The organism is Streptomyces sp. NPDC056161, assembly GCF_042268025.1.
Lineage (GTDB): Bacteria > Actinomycetota > Actinomycetes > Streptomycetales > Streptomycetaceae > Streptomyces.
The window spans coordinates 197,573-215,637 of sequence record NZ_JBHJUV010000001.1; the positions used below are offsets into that span (position 1 = coordinate 197,573).

Annotated in this window: 14 protein-coding genes and 1 pseudogene; 8 read left to right on the forward strand and 7 right to left on the reverse strand. The window is 72.3% G+C overall.

Going from position 1 to position 18,065, the window contains the following annotated elements:
* Window positions 1-206: 206 nt before the first annotated feature.
* The gene (locus ACFC09_RS00890) at window positions 207-965 is read right to left on the reverse strand and encodes an IclR family transcriptional regulator (protein ID WP_376522413.1); all 759 of its coding nucleotides are present in this window, start codon (window positions 963-965) and stop codon (window positions 207-209) included.
* A gap of 135 nt (window positions 966-1,100) precedes the next feature.
* Between ACFC09_RS00890 and ACFC09_RS00895 the strand changes: the two genes are divergently transcribed.
* From ACFC09_RS00895 to ACFC09_RS00915, 5 genes and pseudogenes are all read left to right on the forward strand, one after another.
* Complete coding sequence (locus tag ACFC09_RS00895; protein ID WP_376522415.1) at window positions 1,101-1,934, forward strand: FadR/GntR family transcriptional regulator; 834 nt, start codon at window positions 1,101-1,103, stop codon at window positions 1,932-1,934.
* 276 nt (window positions 1,935-2,210) lie between these two features.
* Window positions 2,211-3,578: an MFS transporter gene (locus tag ACFC09_RS00900; RefSeq protein WP_376522417.1), complete on the forward strand. Its 1,368-nt coding sequence runs from the start codon at window positions 2,211-2,213 to the stop codon at window positions 3,576-3,578.
* Between the two features lie 293 nt (window positions 3,579-3,871).
* Window positions 3,872-4,786, forward strand: coding sequence for a hypothetical protein (locus ACFC09_RS00905; RefSeq protein ID WP_376522419.1), 915 nt, complete (start codon window positions 3,872-3,874; stop codon window positions 4,784-4,786).
* A 161-nt stretch (window positions 4,787-4,947) separates the two neighbouring features.
* Complete coding sequence (locus ACFC09_RS00910; protein ID WP_376522421.1) at window positions 4,948-5,379, forward strand: heme-binding protein; 432 nt, start codon at window positions 4,948-4,950, stop codon at window positions 5,377-5,379.
* A 140-nt stretch (window positions 5,380-5,519) separates the two neighbouring features.
* Window positions 5,520-5,726, forward strand: a pseudogene (locus tag ACFC09_RS00915) (hypothetical protein); the annotation flags it as partial.
* A 97-nt stretch (window positions 5,727-5,823) separates the two neighbouring features.
* Here ACFC09_RS00915 and ACFC09_RS00920 read toward each other — a convergent pair.
* The 4 genes from ACFC09_RS00920 to ACFC09_RS00935 all read right to left on the reverse strand — a co-directional run bounded on the left by ACFC09_RS00920 (window position 5,824) and on the right by ACFC09_RS00935 (window position 11,538).
* Window positions 5,824-7,332 carry an FAD-dependent monooxygenase gene (locus tag ACFC09_RS00920; RefSeq protein ID WP_376522423.1) on the reverse strand — a complete coding sequence of 503 codons (1,509 nt, stop codon included), beginning with the start codon at window positions 7,330-7,332 and terminating at the stop codon, window positions 5,824-5,826.
* Between the two features lie 412 nt (window positions 7,333-7,744).
* Window positions 7,745-9,976: a PQQ-binding-like beta-propeller repeat protein gene (locus tag ACFC09_RS00925; RefSeq protein WP_376522425.1), complete on the reverse strand. Its 2,232-nt coding sequence runs from the start codon at window positions 9,974-9,976 to the stop codon at window positions 7,745-7,747.
* 94 nt (window positions 9,977-10,070) lie between these two features.
* Window positions 10,071-10,523 carry an AraC family transcriptional regulator gene (locus tag ACFC09_RS00930; protein ID WP_376522427.1) on the reverse strand — a complete coding sequence of 151 codons (453 nt, stop codon included), beginning with the start codon at window positions 10,521-10,523 and terminating at the stop codon, window positions 10,071-10,073.
* 238 nt (window positions 10,524-10,761) lie between these two features.
* Complete coding sequence (locus tag ACFC09_RS00935; protein WP_376522429.1) at window positions 10,762-11,538, reverse strand: crotonase/enoyl-CoA hydratase family protein; 777 nt, start codon at window positions 11,536-11,538, stop codon at window positions 10,762-10,764.
* A gap of 181 nt (window positions 11,539-11,719) precedes the next feature.
* Between ACFC09_RS00935 and ACFC09_RS00940 the strand changes: the two genes are divergently transcribed.
* The gene (locus ACFC09_RS00940; protein WP_376522431.1) at window positions 11,720-13,054 is read left to right on the forward strand and encodes a PLP-dependent aminotransferase family protein; all 1,335 of its coding nucleotides are present in this window, start codon (window positions 11,720-11,722) and stop codon (window positions 13,052-13,054) included.
* Between the two features lie 88 nt (window positions 13,055-13,142).
* Here the strand turns inward: ACFC09_RS00940 and ACFC09_RS00945 are convergent, their stop codons facing one another.
* Window positions 13,143-13,838, reverse strand: coding sequence for a hypothetical protein (locus ACFC09_RS00945; RefSeq protein WP_376522433.1), 696 nt, complete (start codon window positions 13,836-13,838; stop codon window positions 13,143-13,145).
* A 499-nt stretch (window positions 13,839-14,337) separates the two neighbouring features.
* Here ACFC09_RS00945 and ACFC09_RS00950 point away from each other — a divergent pair, with 499 nt between their 5' ends.
* Window positions 14,338-15,543, forward strand: a complete 1,206-nt coding sequence (locus tag ACFC09_RS00950; protein WP_376522434.1) for a glycosyltransferase — start codon at window positions 14,338-14,340, stop codon at window positions 15,541-15,543.
* A gap of 512 nt (window positions 15,544-16,055) precedes the next feature.
* Window positions 16,056-16,595 (forward strand): sigma-70 family RNA polymerase sigma factor, encoded by a 540-nt coding sequence (locus ACFC09_RS00955; protein ID WP_376522436.1) that lies wholly within the window; start codon window positions 16,056-16,058, stop codon window positions 16,593-16,595.
* Here the strand turns inward: ACFC09_RS00955 and ACFC09_RS00960 are convergent.
* Window positions 16,579-18,024 (reverse strand): hypothetical protein, encoded by a 1,446-nt coding sequence (locus tag ACFC09_RS00960; protein ID WP_376522438.1) that lies wholly within the window; start codon window positions 18,022-18,024, stop codon window positions 16,579-16,581. The two genes, ACFC09_RS00955 and ACFC09_RS00960, sit on opposite strands and share 17 nt — an antisense overlap.
* Between the last annotated feature and the right edge of the window lie 41 nt (window positions 18,025-18,065).

The following is an 18,065-nucleotide window of genomic DNA, read 5'->3' on the forward strand; positions in this document are numbered from 1 at the left end:
TGGTCCTGCCGTGGTCCCGCGCTCCGCGCTCGGGGCGTCCGGGCGCATCGCAGGGTACCGGCGCGGGGTACCGGCGCGGGGTACCGGTGCGGGGTACCGGTGCGGGGTACCCGGGCAGCGCGGCGTCAGCGGAGGGTGTCCGGGCGCATCGCGCGGCGCCTGCGAGGAGGGTGTCCGGGCGTGTCCCGGGGCGATCCGCCACCTTCTCAGATGGTGAGCGACAGGCCCCTGGTCACCCGGTTCGCCGCAGCCAGCAGCCGTACGGCGGCGCCCTCGGCCGTGGACTCGCGGCCCGTGCGCAGGGAGATGCCCAGCGACCCCAGGGTGTCGCCCCGGTACACCGGCACCGCGACGCAGACGATCCCGAGGGCGTACTCCTCCTGATCGGTGACGGTCGGGGCTTCGCGGACGGCGTCGAGCCGACGCAGCAGCTCCTCGCGGTGGGTGATCGTCCGGGGCGTGAGGTCCGCCAGAGGGTGGCGTGTCAGGTACTCCTGGCGCCCTTCGTCGTCCAACTCGCGCAGCACACACTTGCCCAGGGCGGTGGCGTGACCGGCGTCCTCGAAGCCGACCCACAGTTCGGCGCGCGGCGCCTGGGGCCCGTCGACGATGTCCGCCACACGGATCTCGCCGTCCTCGTAGAAGGTGAGATAGGCCGCGGCGGACAGGTCGTCCCGCAGCGAACCGAGCATCGGCCGGACCCGGCTGAGCAGCGCCTGTGTCCGGCTCACGCTGTGCAGCGCCCCCAGCCTCTCGCCGAGGACGAAGGTCCCGTCCTCAAGTTTGCGCACGTATCCGTCGTGCGCCAGCGTCCGCAGCAGGTGGTACGTGGTGGCCGGCGCCAGCCCCGTCTCCCGCGCGAGCTGCTTGGCCGGCGCGCCGCTCTCGTGCGCCCCGACCGCCTCCATCAACCGAAAGGCCCGCTGCACGGACGTGATGAGCGTGGGGCCCTCTTTAGCGCCCATGCCTCTACGGTGCGGGCCCGAGCCACTCAAGGCAAACCGTGCGCGGGCTGTGACCAGTGACTGGTCACTTGACACCGGTGACCGCTGATCGTAGCTTGCTCTGCACCTCACCGTCTCCGCGGAAGGCGCCCAGCGATGGAGCAGGACCAGGAGCAGGAGCAGACAGCCGACGGCGGGCGGGCATACCGGAAGATCGACCGGATCCGGGCGGCCGACCAGATCCTGGAGGACCTCCGGGACCGGATCCTGCGCGGTGAGCTGCCGCACGGGTCCCGCTTCCCGCCCGACCGGGACCTGGCGGAGCGGTACGGAGTGAGCGTGGCCACCGTCCGCGAAGCGGTCCGTGCGCTGGCCGCGCTCGGACTCGTCCGGGTCCGGCACGGCAGCGGCTCCTTCGTGACCGTACGCACCGAGACCCTGATCGCCGTGTCCATGGCCTCCGCGATCCAGTTGGAGTCCGCCCCGGTCACGGACGTGATGGACATCCTCGGTGTGGTCAACTCGCACGCCGCCGGCCTCACCGCGCGCCATGCGACCGACGAGCAGATCGCCGCCCTGCGCACGTGTGCCGAGGGGCTCGCCGACCTCGACGACCTGGACCGGGCGATGGACGGCCTGCGTGACTTCCTCCGGCGCCTGGCCGAGCCGTGCGGCAACCCCGTACTCGCGGCGATCTGCGTCTTCCTCGGCGAGGTGCAGGTGGAATTGGCCAGAGAACTCTCCCAGCGGGGACTGCTGCCGCTGCGGAGGGTCGCCGGGGCGCTCCAGCAGGACCGGATCGCCGTCGTCGACGCGCTGGAGGCCCGGGATCCCGAGCGTGCGGTGCGCGTCACCCGCGCCTACCACGTACACGCCCTGGACCTGCTCACCTCCGTGCCGGAGGCCCGGGAGGTCCGGTGCTCCGACCCCAGTTACACCGGACTCATCTCGTCGCTGATGCGCACCAAGCTCGCCTCGCTCACCCGCTGACGCCGTTCCCCGGTCCGGCCTCCCCGATCACCTTCCCGATCGCCCCCGACCACCTCCCCGGTCACCTCCGGTGAGATGTGCACCAAAGGACGGCTTCGTACACCCTCGGACAGAAGGGACAGGAAACCTCCGGACCCGGCCGCCGGCGCACCCGACCACGGCGCCGGCCAGAACGAACCGATCCGCACGCGGTCGCACGCGGTCGGATCATCGCGCACAGGCAACTGGCCACACCACGGGGACCTGGTAAGAGCCGCTCACACCCAGGAGACCGCCATGAGTGCCGAGTCACGCCCCTCGCTCGAAACGATCATCAATGACGCCCGGACGTCCCGTTTCCAGGTCCTCGTCATCGCCGTCTGCGTCGCGGTGATGGTCCTCGACGGATACGACACCCAGTCCATCTCCTTCGCCGCTCCCGCCATCGCCGCCGCCTGGCACGTGTCGCCCTCCAGCTTCGGCTTCGTGTTCGGCATCGGCCTGTTCGGAGGTCTGGTCGGTGCGATCACCTCCGGTGTCGTCGCCGACCGGTTCGGCCGCAAACCCACCCTGGTGTGCACCGTCGCGCTGTTCGGGCTGGGCTCCCTCGTCACCCCGCTCGCCGACTCGATGACCACCCTGGGCGTCATCCGGTTCGTCACCGGGCTCGGCGTGGGCGGCGCGCTGCCCGGCGCCATCGCCATCGCCGCCGAGTACGCCTCCGAACGGGCCCGTGCCGCCGTCGCCACCATCGCCTTCTGCGGCATCCCGCTGGGATCCGTGATCGGCAGCGTGCTGGCCTCCCACCTCATCCCGGACAGCGGCTGGGGCAGCATCTTCGTCGTGGGCGGGCTGATCCCGCTGCTGCTGGTGCCCTGCATCATCGCGTTCGTCCCGGAGTCCGTCCGCTTCCTGTCCCTGCGGCAGGACGACGCCGCCATCATCCGGCTGCTGACCCGGATGGGGATCGGGGAGCGGGAGGCGGCGCGGGTCCGGCTCGAAGCGGCGGAGGGACCGCGCAAGGTGCCGGTGCGGGACCTGTTCACCGAGGGGCGCGCGGTCGGCACCTCACTGCTGTCGCTCGCCCTCTTCCTCACCCTGCTGATGGCCTTCTTCCTGGTCAACTGGATCCCCACGGTCGCCACCGCAGCGGGTATCGGCTCCTCGGCCGCCATTCTCAGCGTCGCCTCGCTCAACCTGGGCGGCATCGTGGGCAGCTTCGTCATCACCCCGCTCTCCCGCCGCTTCCCGCCCGGTGCGGCCCTCGGCGCCGCCTACACCCTGGGCGCCGCCGCCATCGCCCTGATCGGCCAGGCCGGCACCTCCGGCACCTGGCTGCTGATCACGACCTTCGTCGCCGGTTTCTTGGCGATCGGCGCGCAGATGTGCACCGTCTCCCTGGTCGCCACGTACTACGACACCTCGCTGCGGGGCACGGGCGTCGGCTGGGCCATGGGCTGCGGCCGGGTCGGCGGCATCATCGGCCCGACGGTCGGCGGCCGGCTGATCGCCGCCTCGTTCGACATGAGCGCGCTGTTCGTCGTCGTCAGCGTCGTCAGCGCGGCCTGCGCGGTCACCGTCCTCGCCCTCGGCCGGTTCGCCCTGCGCCCCGCGGGCCGGCCGCCCAGGAAGACCGCCGTCCCCACCCCGCACACCACCGGGTGACCGGCGGCCGTTCCACCCACACCACCGGGTGACCGGCGGCCGTTCCCCCCACGCCGCCGGGTGACCGGCGGCGCCACCGCCCGCGCCACCGACCGGCCGGAGGTGCCGCGCCGGCCTCCATCTGCCACCGCCTCGGCCGCCGGCGCGGGCACCGGCCGACCGGCCCCCGAGCAGGCTCAAGCACCGCACGCACCCACCACCGACCCCCAAGCAGGCTTGAGCGCCCACACCGCGCCCACACCGCACGCACACCGCACCCACACCTCAGGACACACAGTGAAGCGGAGGACTCCGTGAAGATCGTCCCCTATGACGACGACGTCTGGGCCAAGGACCACCCCACCGGCGACGTCTCCTTCCACCACATGCTGCGCGGCGAACCGGACACGCCCGAGAACTTCATGTACATCCTGGGCCGTCAGGACGCCGACTTCTGGATGCCCCGGCACCGGCACAACTTCGATCAGATCCGCCTGCCGATCCAGGGCGACATGACCATCGGGCGCGGCCTCGTCCTGCGGCAGGGCGAGATCGGGTACTTCCCGGAGGGCACCGCCTACGGCCCCCAGGACGACCCGCTCGGCGACGCCGCGCCCGGCGAACGCGTCCAGTTGGTCCTCCAGTTCGGCGGCGCCTCCGGCTACGGTTTCATGAGCATCGAGCAGCGCCGCCGGGCACGTCAGGAGATGGCGCGGACCGGGCGGTTCGACGGCAACTACTACTACTTCGCCGACGGCAGGAAACAGTGGGGCCTCAACGCGATCTGGGAGCACGTCCACGGCGAACGGCTGCGCTATCCCAAGCCCCGCTACAAGAGCGCGGTAGTCGTCGATCCCCGGCGCTTCAACCGGCTCCCGGTTCCGGACGCCCCGCGCGTGGACCGCAGGTTCCTCGGCTCCTACTCCGAACGCGGCATGTGGATGGAGATGATCCGGGCGGCCGCCGGGGCCAGGTGGACCTCGCGGCAGCCTCTCGGCCGCCGCCTGATCGTCACCCTGTCCGGTACGGGCACCTGCGGCACGACCCCGTACGGCCGGCTCACCGCGATCCAGGTGGAGGCCGACGAGACGCTGGACATCGCCGCGGACACCGAGACCGAACTGTTCGTCGTCGGGCTGCCTCCGGTGATCCTGCCGACGCGGGAGTCGGCCGAGTTCGACTACGTGGAGATCACCGACGGCGAGCCGCAACCGGCCGCCGGTTCCTGAACCGGGCGCCGCGCCCCGCGTCCCCGCCGCCCGGCCGCTCCCCCTGGCCACCCCTGCCACCACCACAGGGCCGAGAAACACCGAGAAACACCGAGAAACACCGGGCAACACACAAGAGCCACCGAGGAACACCGAAGAACGCCGAGGAGTCGGATCACCCCATGGAACCCCTGTCACTGGACCAGGCCGCCCACATCGTCGACGCCGCGCTGGCGAGGGGCCGGGAACTGGACCTCCATCCGCTCACCGTCGCGGTCCTCGACCACGGCGGGGCCCTGGTGGCCTGCAAACGGGAGAACGGCAGCGGCCTCCTCCGTCCCGACATCGCCCAGGCCAAGGCTTGGGGGGTCCTCGGCATGGGCCTCGGCGGGCGCGCCCTGGCCGCGCGGGCGGCCACCGCACCGGCGTTCTTCGACGCCCTGACCGCCATCTCCGGTGGGCGGATCGCGCCGGTACCGGGCGGCGTGCTGATCCGTGACGCCGAACGCCATGTCCTGGGCGCCGTCGGCATCAGCGGCGACACCTCCGACAACGACGAGATCTGCGCGCTCGCCGCCGTCGAGAGCGCGGGACTCACCCCCGACGCCGGCTGACCGCCCACCGCATCCGGGACCACCCGGACCCGGGCTCCGCCCACCCGACCGGCCGGTCCCGGTCCCCTCCCCCGGGCCGGGACCGACCACGGGAGCCGCCTCGGGCGGCCGGTGATCCGGTCGCCGTCCGGGCCGCCCACGCCGCCGTCGTCCTCGACGCCTTCGTGGTCCGTATGACCATCGTGCCCGCCGTCCTGGCCCTGCTGGGCAGCCGCGCGTGGTCGCTGCCCCGACGGCTGGAGCGTCTGGTCCCGCACGTCGACGTCGAGGGCGAACGCCTCACCCACGCCGTATCCGCGGCCCCCGCCCGCACGAACGCGGAGGCAGACTTCACAGCCACCCGCTGAGCAGACCGAGAGCAGCACAAGCTGAGCGCTCGTTCTTTTCACCGGCCAGGACGGTGGGCCGCCGCGGTGTCCTGCTTCAGGCGAGCGGGAAGCCCGTTCACGCTCCCTCGCGGTCCACCGGGCCCAGCCACTGTGCCAGGGCCTCGCGCACCTCGTCCGGGTCGGGGTCCTCGGCCGCCCACGCGGCGTAGCCGTCGGGCCGGACCAGGAGCGTCGGGCGCAGGCCGGCCGCCGGGAACGCGGTCACCACTCGCCCCGCCCATGGCGCGGCAACCGCGGCGACATCGCGGCCCACCAGTACGAACTTGCCCTCCCGCAGTGCCTCGTAGAGCCGGGCCGGTTTCTCTGCCAGGCGGAGGTCCGGCACCCGGCGTCCGACGAGCGGATGAGAGCCGCGGGGTGCCCGGTAGGTGATCCCGATGCCGGAAATGCCGCGGGCCGCACGCGCCTCCACCACGATCAACTGGTGTACGACGGTGGCCAGCACGGCCCGCGACGCCCGGACCAGAAGTGACCCGGTGGTGACGGCCGTGAGAAGTGCGTGACTGACCCGCAGGACCATGCGCCCCACCGGGTGACGTTCCGCGTGGTAGCTGTCCAGCAGTGCGTCATCGGCCCAGCCGTGCAGGACGGCCGCCAGTTTCCAGCCGAGGTTGGCGGCGTCCTGGATCCCGGTGTTCATGCCCATGCCGCCGGCGGGTGAGTGGACGTGTGCGGCGTCGCCCGCGAGGAACACTCGCCCCTGCCGGTAGTGGGGTACCTGCCGCTCGTCGCTGTGGAAGCGGGAAAGCCACCGCGGGTCGTGCATCCCGAGGTCGTCGCCGATCGTACGTTCGGTGATGTCCCGGACGTCCGCCAGGGTGATCGGCGCATCGTCAGGCGCCTGTTCGCGCCGGTCCCAGGCGATGATGCGGTACCAGCCGTCCCCGAACGGCGCGAAGAACGTGAACCCTTCTTCGTTCGAGCTGAAGTTGAAGATGTCGTCAGGGGCGCGGTCGAGCAGCACGTCGGCCAGCATCACGGAGCGAATGACCGGCCTGCCGGGGAACGGCATGCCCAGGCTCCGCCGGACCGTGCTGCCCACTCCGTCCGTACCGACGACGTAGCGGGCCCGGAGCGTGGTCATGGTGCCGTCCGGGTGGGACACGTCCACGTCGACGCCGTCCGGGTCCTGCCGTAGCCCGGTGACCCGGGCCCCACGGACGATGGTGGCTCCCGCCTCCTCGGTCCGGCGCAGCAGGGCCCCTTCGACCTGCCACTGAGGAATGGTCAGGATGAAGGGGAAACGCGTGCGCAGCCTGGAGAAGTCGATACTGAGACGGCCGAACGGATGCAGCGCCCGGGTCGGTGTGCCGATCCGGAGGAGTTCGTCGGCCATGCCCCGGGCGTCGAGTTGCTCCAGGGTTCGCGCATGGAGGGTGAAGGCGCGGCTCAGATTGGATTCGTGGTCGCGTCGCTCCAGCAGTGCGACATCGATTCCGGACTCGGCGAGGTCACCCGCGAGCAGGAGGCCGGTCGGACCGGCCCCGACCACGAGAACGTCGGCGTCCGGTGCCCCGCGCGGGGTCGAGGAGTCACCTCGTGGCATGTCCGTCGTCGTGTTCATATGTCCGAGTGTCAGCCCCGCTCAGGGGTGCCGCATGGCGAGATGCGGATCGTCGGCGCGGCCGCCGGATGCCGCTGGTGAGTGGTGCCGGCGCCTCCGCGGGCGCCCTGGGAACGGCACGGTCGGCGGCTTCCGGATACACGGCCGATGTATCGCTGATGTATGGCTCATGTATGGCCGATATGCGGCCGACGCGTGGCGGAACCACCCCGCTTACGAGCAGGGGGGTACACGGCAGGGACTTCTGACTGTAGTCAGGTGGTGACGGTCCGATTGCGGCGGCGTCAGCCCGCCCTGGACCCGCCGGTCCGCGTCCGCCGACCCGCCACGGTGATCACTTCAGGGCTTGATCGACGCGGTGTGGCGGCGGAGTCCAGCGACGACGGTCGTCCGGTCGGCGAGCCGCAGAGCGTCACCCCGCCGCAGGCGGTGGCTGATCAGGGCGTACGGAGAAGGCCGTGTCACCCGCTACGGCCACGATCGCGTCCTGCACGAGGGCGATACTCGGGAGCCGGTTCTGCGCAGAGGACCCGGGATCGGCCAGCTGGTCCTTCGTCCACCGAGTGGCGCCGGTGACCCGGTCGAGGGCGAGCAGCCGGCCGTAGCGGTTGGCGAAGTAGAGGGTGTCGTAGGTGGCGGACCTGGTGGGCGCCGAGAGGTTTTCGATCTGTGTGCTCCTCTGCCATCTCCGTTCGCCGGTCGCGGCGTTGACCGCGGTGACCGTGCCGTCGGGGCGCACGAAGTACACCGTGGCGTCGATGAGCCGGGGTGTGCCCCGCGCGGCGCTCTTCAGGGGCACGCGGGTGAGGGATCCGGTGTTCGGGTCCACCCTGAGGAGGGCGGAGTACTGGGCGTCGTTTCTGTTGTCGTCCGCGGCGTCCTGGCCGGCGAGCACGGCGAAGAGCGGCCGTCCTGCGGTTGAGCCGAGCGGTTCCACCGTCAGGGGCAGGGGATCGAGTTCTCGCGGAGTGCCGTCGGCGGGATCGAGGAGCAGGAAACCGACCTGGCCCTGGAAGGGGTCGTTCGCGTTCACGCACAGCCCGTAGGGGGCGCCTGCCACCACCAGCGGGGAACATCCGGTGCCCTGGGACGATCGCGCCGACGTGTGCCAGAGGTTCTTGCCGGTCGCGGCGTCGAGGGCGACGAACTCGTGCGCGCCGTCCGGCATCGCGAGGACGCCGCCGCCGAACAGGGCCGCCGGGTGGCCCGCGTCGACGGTGCGGGTCCAGACCCGCTTGCCGGTGGCAGTGTCGAGGGCCACCAGTTGCTGGGCCGAGTACACGTGGTCCTCGTCGGGCGGCACCGTCACGTACACCAGTCCGCCCCGGACGCCGAGAGGCCGCTCCGCGGCCTGGCTGTTGTCACCGAAGCGCCACCGCACCCGGCCCGTCGCGGCGTCGATCCGTGCGACGGTGAAGCCGGTCCCCGCGCAGTACACCGACGCCCCGTCGACCACACACCCGGAGTCCACGCTGTCCACGTTGGTGGCCGTCGAACCGTCCTTCACGGTCCGGACCAGGCTGGTCCGCCAGGACCGCCAGCCTGCGGGCAGCGCCGGGGCCGCGGGCCCGGCCGGGGCGGCGGAGACGTCGCCGGCAGCCATCCCGCCGCTCTGCCCGCCCGACGTGAAGTGGTACACCGACACGCCCGCGAGGGCGACGGCCAGCACCGCACCGGCCGCGAGGACGAGCCGGCCCCGCCCGGCGGGGCCGGTCCTGTCCCGCGTCTTCGCGCTCGCACCGGGCGCTTCGCGGTTCCCCCCTGCGTCCACCGTCTCCTGGGCCGCCAGGTGCGCCGCGGTGGGCGCACCGGCCGGCGGGAGCAGGGCGGCGTCCGGCAGCGAGGAGAACAGCCCCTGCAACTCGTCGAGTCCCGGCCGCTGCTGCGGGTCCTTGTCCAGGCAGCGCTCGACGATGGAACGCAGCGGCGGTGAAGTACGGTCCAGGTCGGGCGGCTCGTGCATGATCCGATAGCCCGTCAGGTACGGGCTGTCGCTGTCGAACGGGCCTCCGCCGGTCGCCGCGTACACGAGCAGCGACCCGAACGAGAACACGTCGGACGGCGCGGAGACGTCGCGGGGCGACTCGAACTGTTCCGGCGACATGAACGGCGGTGTGCCCATCAGCCGACCGGTCACGGTGAGGGCCTGGTGGTCGGCCGCGTGCGAAATGCCGAAGTCGATGACGCGCGGTCCGTCCTCGGCCATCAGGACGTTGCCGGGCTTGAGGTCGCGGTGCACCACGCCCGCCCGGTGGATGTCCCGCAGCGCCTCCACCAGGCCCAGCGCCAACAGACGCAACTCGCGCCCGGCCAGTGGTCCCGTCTCCGCCACGGTGCTGCCCAGCGTTCTGCCCCGCACGTACAGGGTCGCCATCCACGGCTGCTCCGCGTCGGGGTCGGCGTCCACGACCGGCGCGGTGAACGCCCCGCTCACTCGGCGAGCAGCCGCGACCTCCCGCCGGAAGCGGGCCCGGAACTCCTCGTCCTGCGCGTACTGCGCGTGCACGACCTTCACCGCGACCTGACGCCCCGAGGGCGACTGTCCGAGGTAGACGACACCCATGCCACCGCTGCCGAGCTTGCCGAGGAGCGCGTAACCACCGACGAACCCCGCAGACCCGGGCTCCCCGATGTTCCCCGGCATCGACGACACTCTTGACCAACTCCCCTGCCATGTGTGACCTGTCCCACCACGGAGGCCAGCGTAGCCCCCTGCGGCAACGTGAGCGCCGCAGACATCACCAGGCACGATGCCCCTCCGGAGCGTCGGTCGGCCCGTGCCCGCGGGCCCGCCGGCCCCCCTCTGGGCCATGCGAGGGACTGCCGGTGTCCGAAGGCAGGTGATGCGCCGCGACGCGCGGAACAACTGCCGGTGTCCGACGGCAGGTGATGCGCCGCGACGCGCGGAACCCGGCCGGCCGCCGACGGCGGATGTAGGCGGTCAGTGACTCTCCTGATGCGGCGAAGGCCCGGTGGAGGGTGCGGACGGATACGTTGAGTTCGCCCGCCGGCATCGTGGGCGACAGCCCGGGATCGGCGAGATGACGGTCGGTGAGTTCTTTCGCCACCTGGGCGAGTGCGGGGGCCGGCAAGGGTTCCGCGTCGTCGAAACGCCGTCCGGCCACCGCCTTGGCCAGTTCGAGCAGGGTGCTGTGGGCGGCGTGGACACCGGCCGGGCCGAGGTCGGCCAAGGCACTTGATCCGACCGCCGGACCAACGATCACCCACCGAGCGGACTCGTCGGTACGCCACGTCCGTTCACGTTCGGCCGTGACAGTGCTGCGGGCCCGTCCTTCCGCCCGGCCATGCGCCCGGCGGATGGCCGGGCCGGAGCGCACATGCCGTCGCCGCGACGAAGGCCCCGATGCCCGCTAGAACTGAAGCTGTGGCATCGGGGCCCGGGTGGTGACCGCGATACGGAGGCCGGGTTCAGTCGGAGACGGCTGAGCGGTCGAGGAAGCGCCGAAGTCCGTTCCGTACACCCGCCGTGGGCACGGTGGCGGCGAAGCAGGCCGCCTCGACGGCGAGTCCCTCGTCGATGGGCAGGTTGATGCCACGGGTGACAGCACGCAGACAGGCCGCCACGGCCGTCGGCGCGTGCCGGACGATCCGTGCGGCCAAGTCGCGTGCGGCGTCCAGGAGTTCGTCGGCGGGTACGACGGTGTTGACCAGGCCGATCTCGACGGCTCGGGCGGCCGGGATCCGGTCGCCGGTCAGGATCATCTCCAGGCCGCGTTTGCGGCCGACGTGGCGTGGCAGCCGCTGGGAACCGCCGAAGGGCGGCGGGAAGCCGAGGGAGATCTCCGGCTTGGCGAAGGTCGCGTGCTCGGCGGCGATCGCGAGCGGGGCGGCCTCGGTGATCTCGCAGCCACCGCCGTACGCCAGGCCGTTGACCGCGACGATCACCGGCTTGGGGAACTCCTCCATGCGCCGGGTCAGGGTGTGGCCACGGCGCACGATCTCGCGCAGCGCGCGCTCGGGCCCGCCGGCGATGCTGTCCGCCAGAGAGGGAATGTCCGCGCCCGCACTGAACGCCCGGCGCCCGGCGCCGGTCAGGATGACGGCCCGGACCCCGTCGTCGGAGTCGACGCGGTCCAGCTCGCCGAGCAGCGCGTCGATCGTCGGATAGTCGAGGGCATTGAGCTTGTGCTGCCTGTCGATGGTGAGGGTGACGACGTGGTCGTCCCGCTCGAAGTGAACGGTCATGCCGGGCTCCGTCCCGCCTGGGTATGGACGCACCGAGGCTAGGAGCCGGATTCCAGTACAATCCAGCTATTGTCCTGGATACATGTTCTGTCCCGGACACGTACGTCTTCTGTCTTCTGTCCTGGACACGTACGTCTGTCCCGGACATGTACGTCCCTGACACGCTCGACGCAGGTGCCGCATGCGACCGCCTTCCTACAAACCCGTCGTCGACGAGTTCGCCGCCGCGATCCGCTCCGGGGCGCTCGCGGCGGGCACCCGGCTGCCCACGCACCGCGCGCTGGCCCACGAGCGGCGGATCGCGCTGGCCACGGCCACCCGGGTCTACGCCGAGCTGGCCGCCATGGGCCTGGTCGTGGGAGAACCGGGCCGAGGAACCTTCGTCCGGGAGCGGTCCGGCTACGACGGGCTCGAACCCTCGCGCGCACTACCGGTGGAACGGGTCGCGGACCTGTCGTTCAACCAGCCGCTGGCCCCGGAGCAGGGGGTGCTGTTGCGACGGGCCCTGCGCGCACTCGCGGTGTCAGGGGACGTCGAGGCGCTGCTGCGCCAGCACCCGCCGGGCGGACGCCGTCCCGACCGCGCGGTCGTGGCCACCTACCTGCTGGAGCGGGGCATCGACACGGCGCCACGGAACGTCCTGCTGACCGGCGGGACGCAGCAGGCGCTCGACTCCGTGCTGAGCGCGCTCACCCGGCCCGGCGACGTCCTCGCGGTCGACGCGCTCAGCTACCCGGGGATCAAGCTCCTCGCCGCGGCGCACCATCTCGACCTGGCGCCCATCCCGGCCACGGGGACAGGTCCCGACCTGAGCGCGCTCGACCGGCTGTGCCGTGCCCGGCCCGTCCGCGCGATCTACACGATCCCCACCGTGCACAACCCGCTCGGCTGGGTGCTGGACCGGGAGCAGCGGGACCGCCTGGTCGCCGTGGCCCGTGCACGGGACTGTCTGATCGTCGAGGACGGCACCTACGCGTTCCTCGAAGCGTCGCCGCCTCCTCCGCTCCAGGCCCTGGCACCCGAACGCACCTGTTACGTCGCCGGCCTGTCGAAGAACGTGGCACCCGGCCTGCGGTTCGGCTTCGCCGTGGTACCCGGCCACGATGTGGAGCGGGTCACGCGGAGTCTGCGCACGTCGGCCTGGGGAACTCCCGGTCTCGTCACCGCACTCGCCACCGGCTGGCTCGGCGACGGCACGGTGGCACACCTGGAGAAGGACCGTCGCAGGGACGCCGCCGCCCGGCAGGACATCGCCCGCGCCGCGCTCGCCGGCCTGGACGTCACCGCACACCCGGCGTCGTACACGGTGTGGCTCGGCCTGGAGCCGTACCAACGCCCCGATCACGTCGCGGCCGTGCTCGCGCGGCAGGGCATCCTCGTGTCCACCGCGGACGCCTTCGCCACCGGCCCCTACCGGCCCCATGCGCTCCGGCTGGCACTGGCCACCGTGGCCCCGGACGAACTCGGCGCCGTACTGCGCCACCTGCGAGAGACGATCGAGGCGATCCCGCCGTGAGAACGGTGGACCGCGCAACGAGCCGGTCGCGCCCGTCCAGCACGGCCCGTGCGGGCCACCACACACGAACCCGTCGCTGCCTGGCGGGTCAGCCCGCGACGGTGTTGTAGTTGACGATGCGCTCCACCATGACGGCGACCGCGCCGCCCAGGGGGCTGTCCGCCTCTTTGCTCACCACGTCGGGTAACCGGTGTGCCCCCTCCTGGGTGACCGCCACCATGCCCCAGAACGCGTCGAAGCCCGAAGGATCCGCCGGCTTTTCGGCGGCCGCCCCGACCGTGGCCACGCCGCTCCCGCTCCCCTCGACCACGGCCAGCGCGCCCATCTGCCGCAGCGTGTCGGGATCCCGCTCCTCGGCGGCCACCACGCTCCAACCCGCCACCCCCAGGTGCCGGAACGCGGCGAGAAGACAGCCGGCACTCCCCGCGCCGGTGACAACGATGTCAGGCAGAACGAGGGCCACCGGCCCGTGCGTCATCGGCAGGGCGGACCGGATCGCCCCGTCGAGCCCGGACGCAAAGGACTCGTCCTGGTAGACGAAGGCCATGTGAAAGGTCTCGGCGTAGCGCGCGAGATACCTCACCGTGTCCAGCTTGTGTGTCCCGAACACGACGACCACGCGCACGTCGAGTCCGCTCTTGGCCAGTTCGACGACGGCCTCCAGGCTGCGGTCCAGCACAGTGACCCCGGGAGCCAGACAGTGCAGTTCCTTCGAGTAGGGCGCACTGAAGCGCGTTCCGAATCCGGCGCAGGGCAAGATGATCGAAACATCGGGGATGGGCACGGCCGAGCTATGCATTGAGTGGTTCTCACTATGCATCGAGTGGCTCTCAGGTTGTGTTGACGGTGGGGAACCTCGCGCGCCACGCCGGGTACGGGCGGCCCACGGCGGACGCCACACGTTGGCCTGGCAGGTGCGCTGGCGCTCACCGTAGTCAGCGAGGGCGGTTCCAGGCGAGAGGGAGCGTTGATCGACGAGATCGTCGACGAGGGGGCCGGCGGACGCTCGCCGCTGCCTACGGGGGTGGAACACGGGGGCCGGAACGCGGGGGTAGAACAAGGGGGTGGAACGCGGGGGTCGAAGTCGACGTCGAAATCGAGGAGTTGACCCGTTGCCCCGGCACCTTGGTGTTCGGTGACCACTCCCGCGTTCAATACCACGCGACGTACACTGCTGCCGCACACCCGCTGCGGCCGGCGCGTCGCCGTCGACGAGGACCGCTCGAAACCCGGGCGGCCACGGGCCGAAGCGTACGAGGAGACAGAGCGAAAGAGGACGCGGAATGCGGGTGCTGTTGTCCACGTACGGGACACGTGGCGATGTCGAACCGCTGGTGGCACTCGCGGTGCGGCTCCGGGCGCTCGGGGTGGAGGTGCGGATGTGCGCCCCGCCGGACGAGGAGTTCGCGGAGCGGCTGGCAGGTCTCGGGATACAACTGGTGCCGGTCGGGCCACCGGTGAAGGCGGTCATGCGCGGGACGAGTCTGCCGTCGGCGGCGGATCTGTCCCGGTACCGGACCGAGATGGTCCACACACAGTTCGACATCTTCCCTACCGCGGCCGACGGGTGTGACGCGCTGGTGGCGGCCGGTCTGGCGCAGATTGCGGCGCGGTCGGTGGCCGAGGCCGCGGGCATCCGCTACGTGTACGTGAGCTACTCGGCGGTCAACCTGCCGTCGCCGCACCACGCGCCGCCACCGCGGCCGGGCTGGCCGGAGCCGGAGGTGAACGACAACCTGACGCTGTGGGAGCTGGACGCCCGCAACGTGCACGCGCAGTTCGGCGAGACGCTCAACGGCCACCGGGCAGCGATCGGCCTGCCACCGGTGGACAACGTCCGCGACCATGTCGTCACCGACCAGCCGTGGCTGGCGGCGGACCCGGTCCTGGGACCGTGGCAGAAGACCCCCGGCCTCGACGTGGTACAGACGGGTGCGTGGGCCCTGCCGGACGAACGCCCGCTCCCGGCCGAATTGGCGACGTTCCTGGACGCGGGCACGCCGCCGGTCTATGTGGGCTTCGGCAGCATGCGCCCGTCGCCGGACATCGCCCGCAAGGCGATCGAGGCGATCCGCGCACGAGGTCACCGTGCGCTCGTCTCCCGCGGCTGGGCGGACCTGGACCTGGTCGACGGCCGGGACGACTGCTTCACCATCGGCGAGGTCAACCACCAGCGTCTGTTCGGCAGGGTGGCCGCCGTGGTCCACCACGGCGGCGCGGGCACGACGGTGACGGCCGCGCGGGCGGGCGTGCCGCAAGTGGTGGTGCCGCTCCAACTGGCGGACAACCCGTACTGGGCCGGCCGGGTGGCGGACCTGGACATCGGCGCGGCACTCGACGGTCCGGCTCCGACCGTCGAGTCCCTCGGCGTCGCGTTCAGGACGGCCCTGGCACCCGAGACCCGGGCGCGGGCCGAGGCTCTGAGCACGGAGATCCGCACCGACGGTGCGACGGTGGCCGCGAGCCTGCTGCTCGACGCCCTCCGGTGAGCGAGAGGGACCCGGTCCGCGGGACTGGGTGACGCCGTCAGGCAGGAGGGCGGTGCCGTGGTGATCGGGATGGCGACCGGCGCGTATCCGTCGATCCGTGCGGCGCGGCTCACCCCGACCGAGGCACTCGACACGACCTGACACGAAGTCGCGGCGCCCCGGAAGCGGTCCGCCGGGCGCGCCGCGCGCCGCGGACCGCGCACCGCCCGGCATCGATCGCCGGAAGCAGGCGACGAGGGAGGGCTCCGGGACGGCCACCGTCCGGCAACTGTGCGGCCACCGTCCGGCCCACTGATGGACCCCACCGTACGCGTGGGACTGCTCGCCCTACGTGGGAGACCTCGCATTGCCCGTGCGAGATGGCGCCGTGCCCGTAGGGACCTCGCCGTGTCCGGTTCGGACCCGCGTCAGTAAACGTTCAGCGTTCCGGAAGCGGGTCCTGTCTACGCTCTGCGCGCTCCGCTCCGCCAGGAGCCGTGAGCCGCACACGACGCCCCCTCAGGAACGAAGCCATGCCCACGACCACTGACGCGGCCGGCGCACCGGCCGCGACCCCCGAGCAACTGCTGCGCACCATGATGTCCGACCACGCGAAAGCACTGGTCAGCTATGCCGAGAAGCTGCTGAACGATCCCCACCTGGCGGAGGACATCGTCCAGGAGGCCCTCATCCGTGCCTGGCCGCACGCGGAACGCCTCTACAGCACCGAGGGATCGGTACTGGGCTGGCTCCTCAAGGTGACCCGTAATCTCGTCGTCGACCAGAGGCGCAGCGCCACCGCCCGCCACGAGACCGTCGGCGCCGAGTACCACGACGTCGCCCTGCCCGACCACGCCGACGCCGTGCTGGACTCGGTCGAGGCGGCCGACCTGCTGCAGCAGTTGTCCCACGACCACCGGGAGATCCTTCTGCACACCTACGTGTGCGGCCGGACGGCGCAGGAGACGGCCCGTATCCTCGGCATACCTGCCGGCACCGTCAAGTCCCGCCGGCACTACGCCCTCGGAATCCTGCGCGCGAAGGCCGGCCAGGGACTCATGCCGGAACGGTGAGCCGGACGTCCAGCACCGGGATGTCGACGCGGCCGTCGGCGTCGGTGTGCCAGCGCCAGTGCGCGCCGCTCACCTCGCCGTGGACCAGCCCGGTCCAGCCCGCGCCGCCCGGCCCGCACAGGGCGGCCAGTTCGGCGGCCACCCGCTCGTCCGGCGTCCCGGCCACCACGACCACGCCCCGCACCGGGCGGCGCGCGGCCCCTGCGCGCACCGTCCCCAGGTCCGCGGCGGGCGCCGACGGAGCGGGGGCCGCCACCCGGGGAAGCTGCCGCAGGCCCGTCGGCACGGTGAGCGGTGGGCCGCCGTCCGCCCCGCGCAGCACGGTCACCGCGGTGTCCGGCCGGGTACGGGCGACTTCCGCCAGCAGGTTCTGTACGACGTCGCGGGCCACGGTCCGATCGCCGCTCACACTCAGGACGCCGTCCAGGCGGCTGAGGTCCACGAACACGGGCGCGCCGTCGCTGTCCGTGCCCACGCGGACGAGGCAGGCCGCGGTGACCGAGGTCTGGGCGGCCGGGCCGGTGTCGTCGGCGTGGGCCGGCCGGCCGGCGGCTGTCGTGGGGCGTCGCCAGCGCGTGCTGTCCAGGTGCGTCCACGGGGCGTCGGCCGTGTCGGCGGCCGTCAGCCACACGGTGGCGCCCGCCTCGTCGACGCGCACCGCGTGCACCGGCCGCTCGGGCCGGTGGCGGGTGGGCACGAACTCGCCGAGGACGCCGTAGGCGCGTCGGACCGATTCCGTGTCGGCGGCGAACCGGCGGCCCGTCGTCCGTCGCTGCGTCAGCCGGCGCCTGCGCCGCACCGGTTCGCCCAGCCCGCGCACGGCACGCAGTACGGCGGTGTACGCGACGCGCACCCTGCGCCTGCCCACGATGCCGGCGGTGACCAGGGCGAGCAGGATCGTCGCGAGCACCGCGACGGCCGCGGCCAACGGAATCGCGAACATCGTGGACTGAGCGGTGCCCGGTGGTGCCTGTTGCCCGGTGCCGGGCGGGAGGGTGGTTCCGTCCTGGTTCCCGGTGTCGCGGGCCAGTTGGACCGCGGGTCCCGAGGCGTCCTGCGGCAGGCGCAGGATCCAGCCGGGGTGGAGTGGGTCGTCCGGGCCGGTCAGTGCCCCGCCGTCCTGCTGCGCCAGCCCGCGGTTGAGGTCGAGGATCTCGCCGGAGCGCGCCGGGTCGCCCAGGGTGTCGGCGGCGATCGACGGGAGGGTGGCGGGCTGTCCGCCCGTCCGCGCGGGGTCCGGGACCACGAACACCTTGATCAGACCGTCGCCGGGCGCGGCGTGCGCGCAGGTGCCCGCGCCGAGCACCACGAGCCACGCCGCAAGCAGCGCGGCCACGGCGTGCCGGAGTGTGTGTGCCGTGCCGCGTGCCGTGGCGGTCGCCGTCCTGTGCTCGGACCCGCGGTCCGCGCCGTCGCTCATCGTGTCCACCCATGCCCTCCGGGGTCGCCTTGCACCGGATACACGGAACC

What these genes read in the sequence shown, in the direction of transcription:
- ACFC09_RS00890 (WP_376522413.1), bottom strand. Translation starts at nt 965, where the DNA reads ATGGGCGCTAAAGAGGGCCCCACGCTCATCACGTCCGTGCAGCGGGCC.
- ACFC09_RS00895 (WP_376522415.1), top strand. Translation starts at nt 1,101, where the DNA reads ATGGAGCAGGACCAGGAGCAGGAGCAGACAGCCGACGGCGGGCGGGCA.
- ACFC09_RS00900 (WP_376522417.1), top strand. Translation starts at nt 2,211, where the DNA reads ATGAGTGCCGAGTCACGCCCCTCGCTCGAAACGATCATCAATGACGCC.
- ACFC09_RS00910 (WP_376522421.1), top strand. Translation starts at nt 4,948, where the DNA reads ATGGAACCCCTGTCACTGGACCAGGCCGCCCACATCGTCGACGCCGCG.
- ACFC09_RS00920 (WP_376522423.1), bottom strand. Translation starts at nt 7,332, where the DNA reads ATGAACACGACGACGGACATGCCACGAGGTGACTCCTCGACCCCGCGC.
- ACFC09_RS00925 (WP_376522425.1), bottom strand. Translation starts at nt 9,976, where the DNA reads ATGCCGGGGAACATCGGGGAGCCCGGGTCTGCGGGGTTCGTCGGTGGT.
- ACFC09_RS00935 (WP_376522429.1), bottom strand. Translation starts at nt 11,538, where the DNA reads ATGACCGTTCACTTCGAGCGGGACGACCACGTCGTCACCCTCACCATC.
- ACFC09_RS00940 (WP_376522431.1), top strand. Translation starts at nt 11,720, where the DNA reads ATGCGACCGCCTTCCTACAAACCCGTCGTCGACGAGTTCGCCGCCGCG.
- ACFC09_RS00950 (WP_376522434.1), top strand. Translation starts at nt 14,338, where the DNA reads ATGCGGGTGCTGTTGTCCACGTACGGGACACGTGGCGATGTCGAACCG.
- ACFC09_RS00955 (WP_376522436.1), top strand. Translation starts at nt 16,056, where the DNA reads ATGCCCACGACCACTGACGCGGCCGGCGCACCGGCCGCGACCCCCGAG.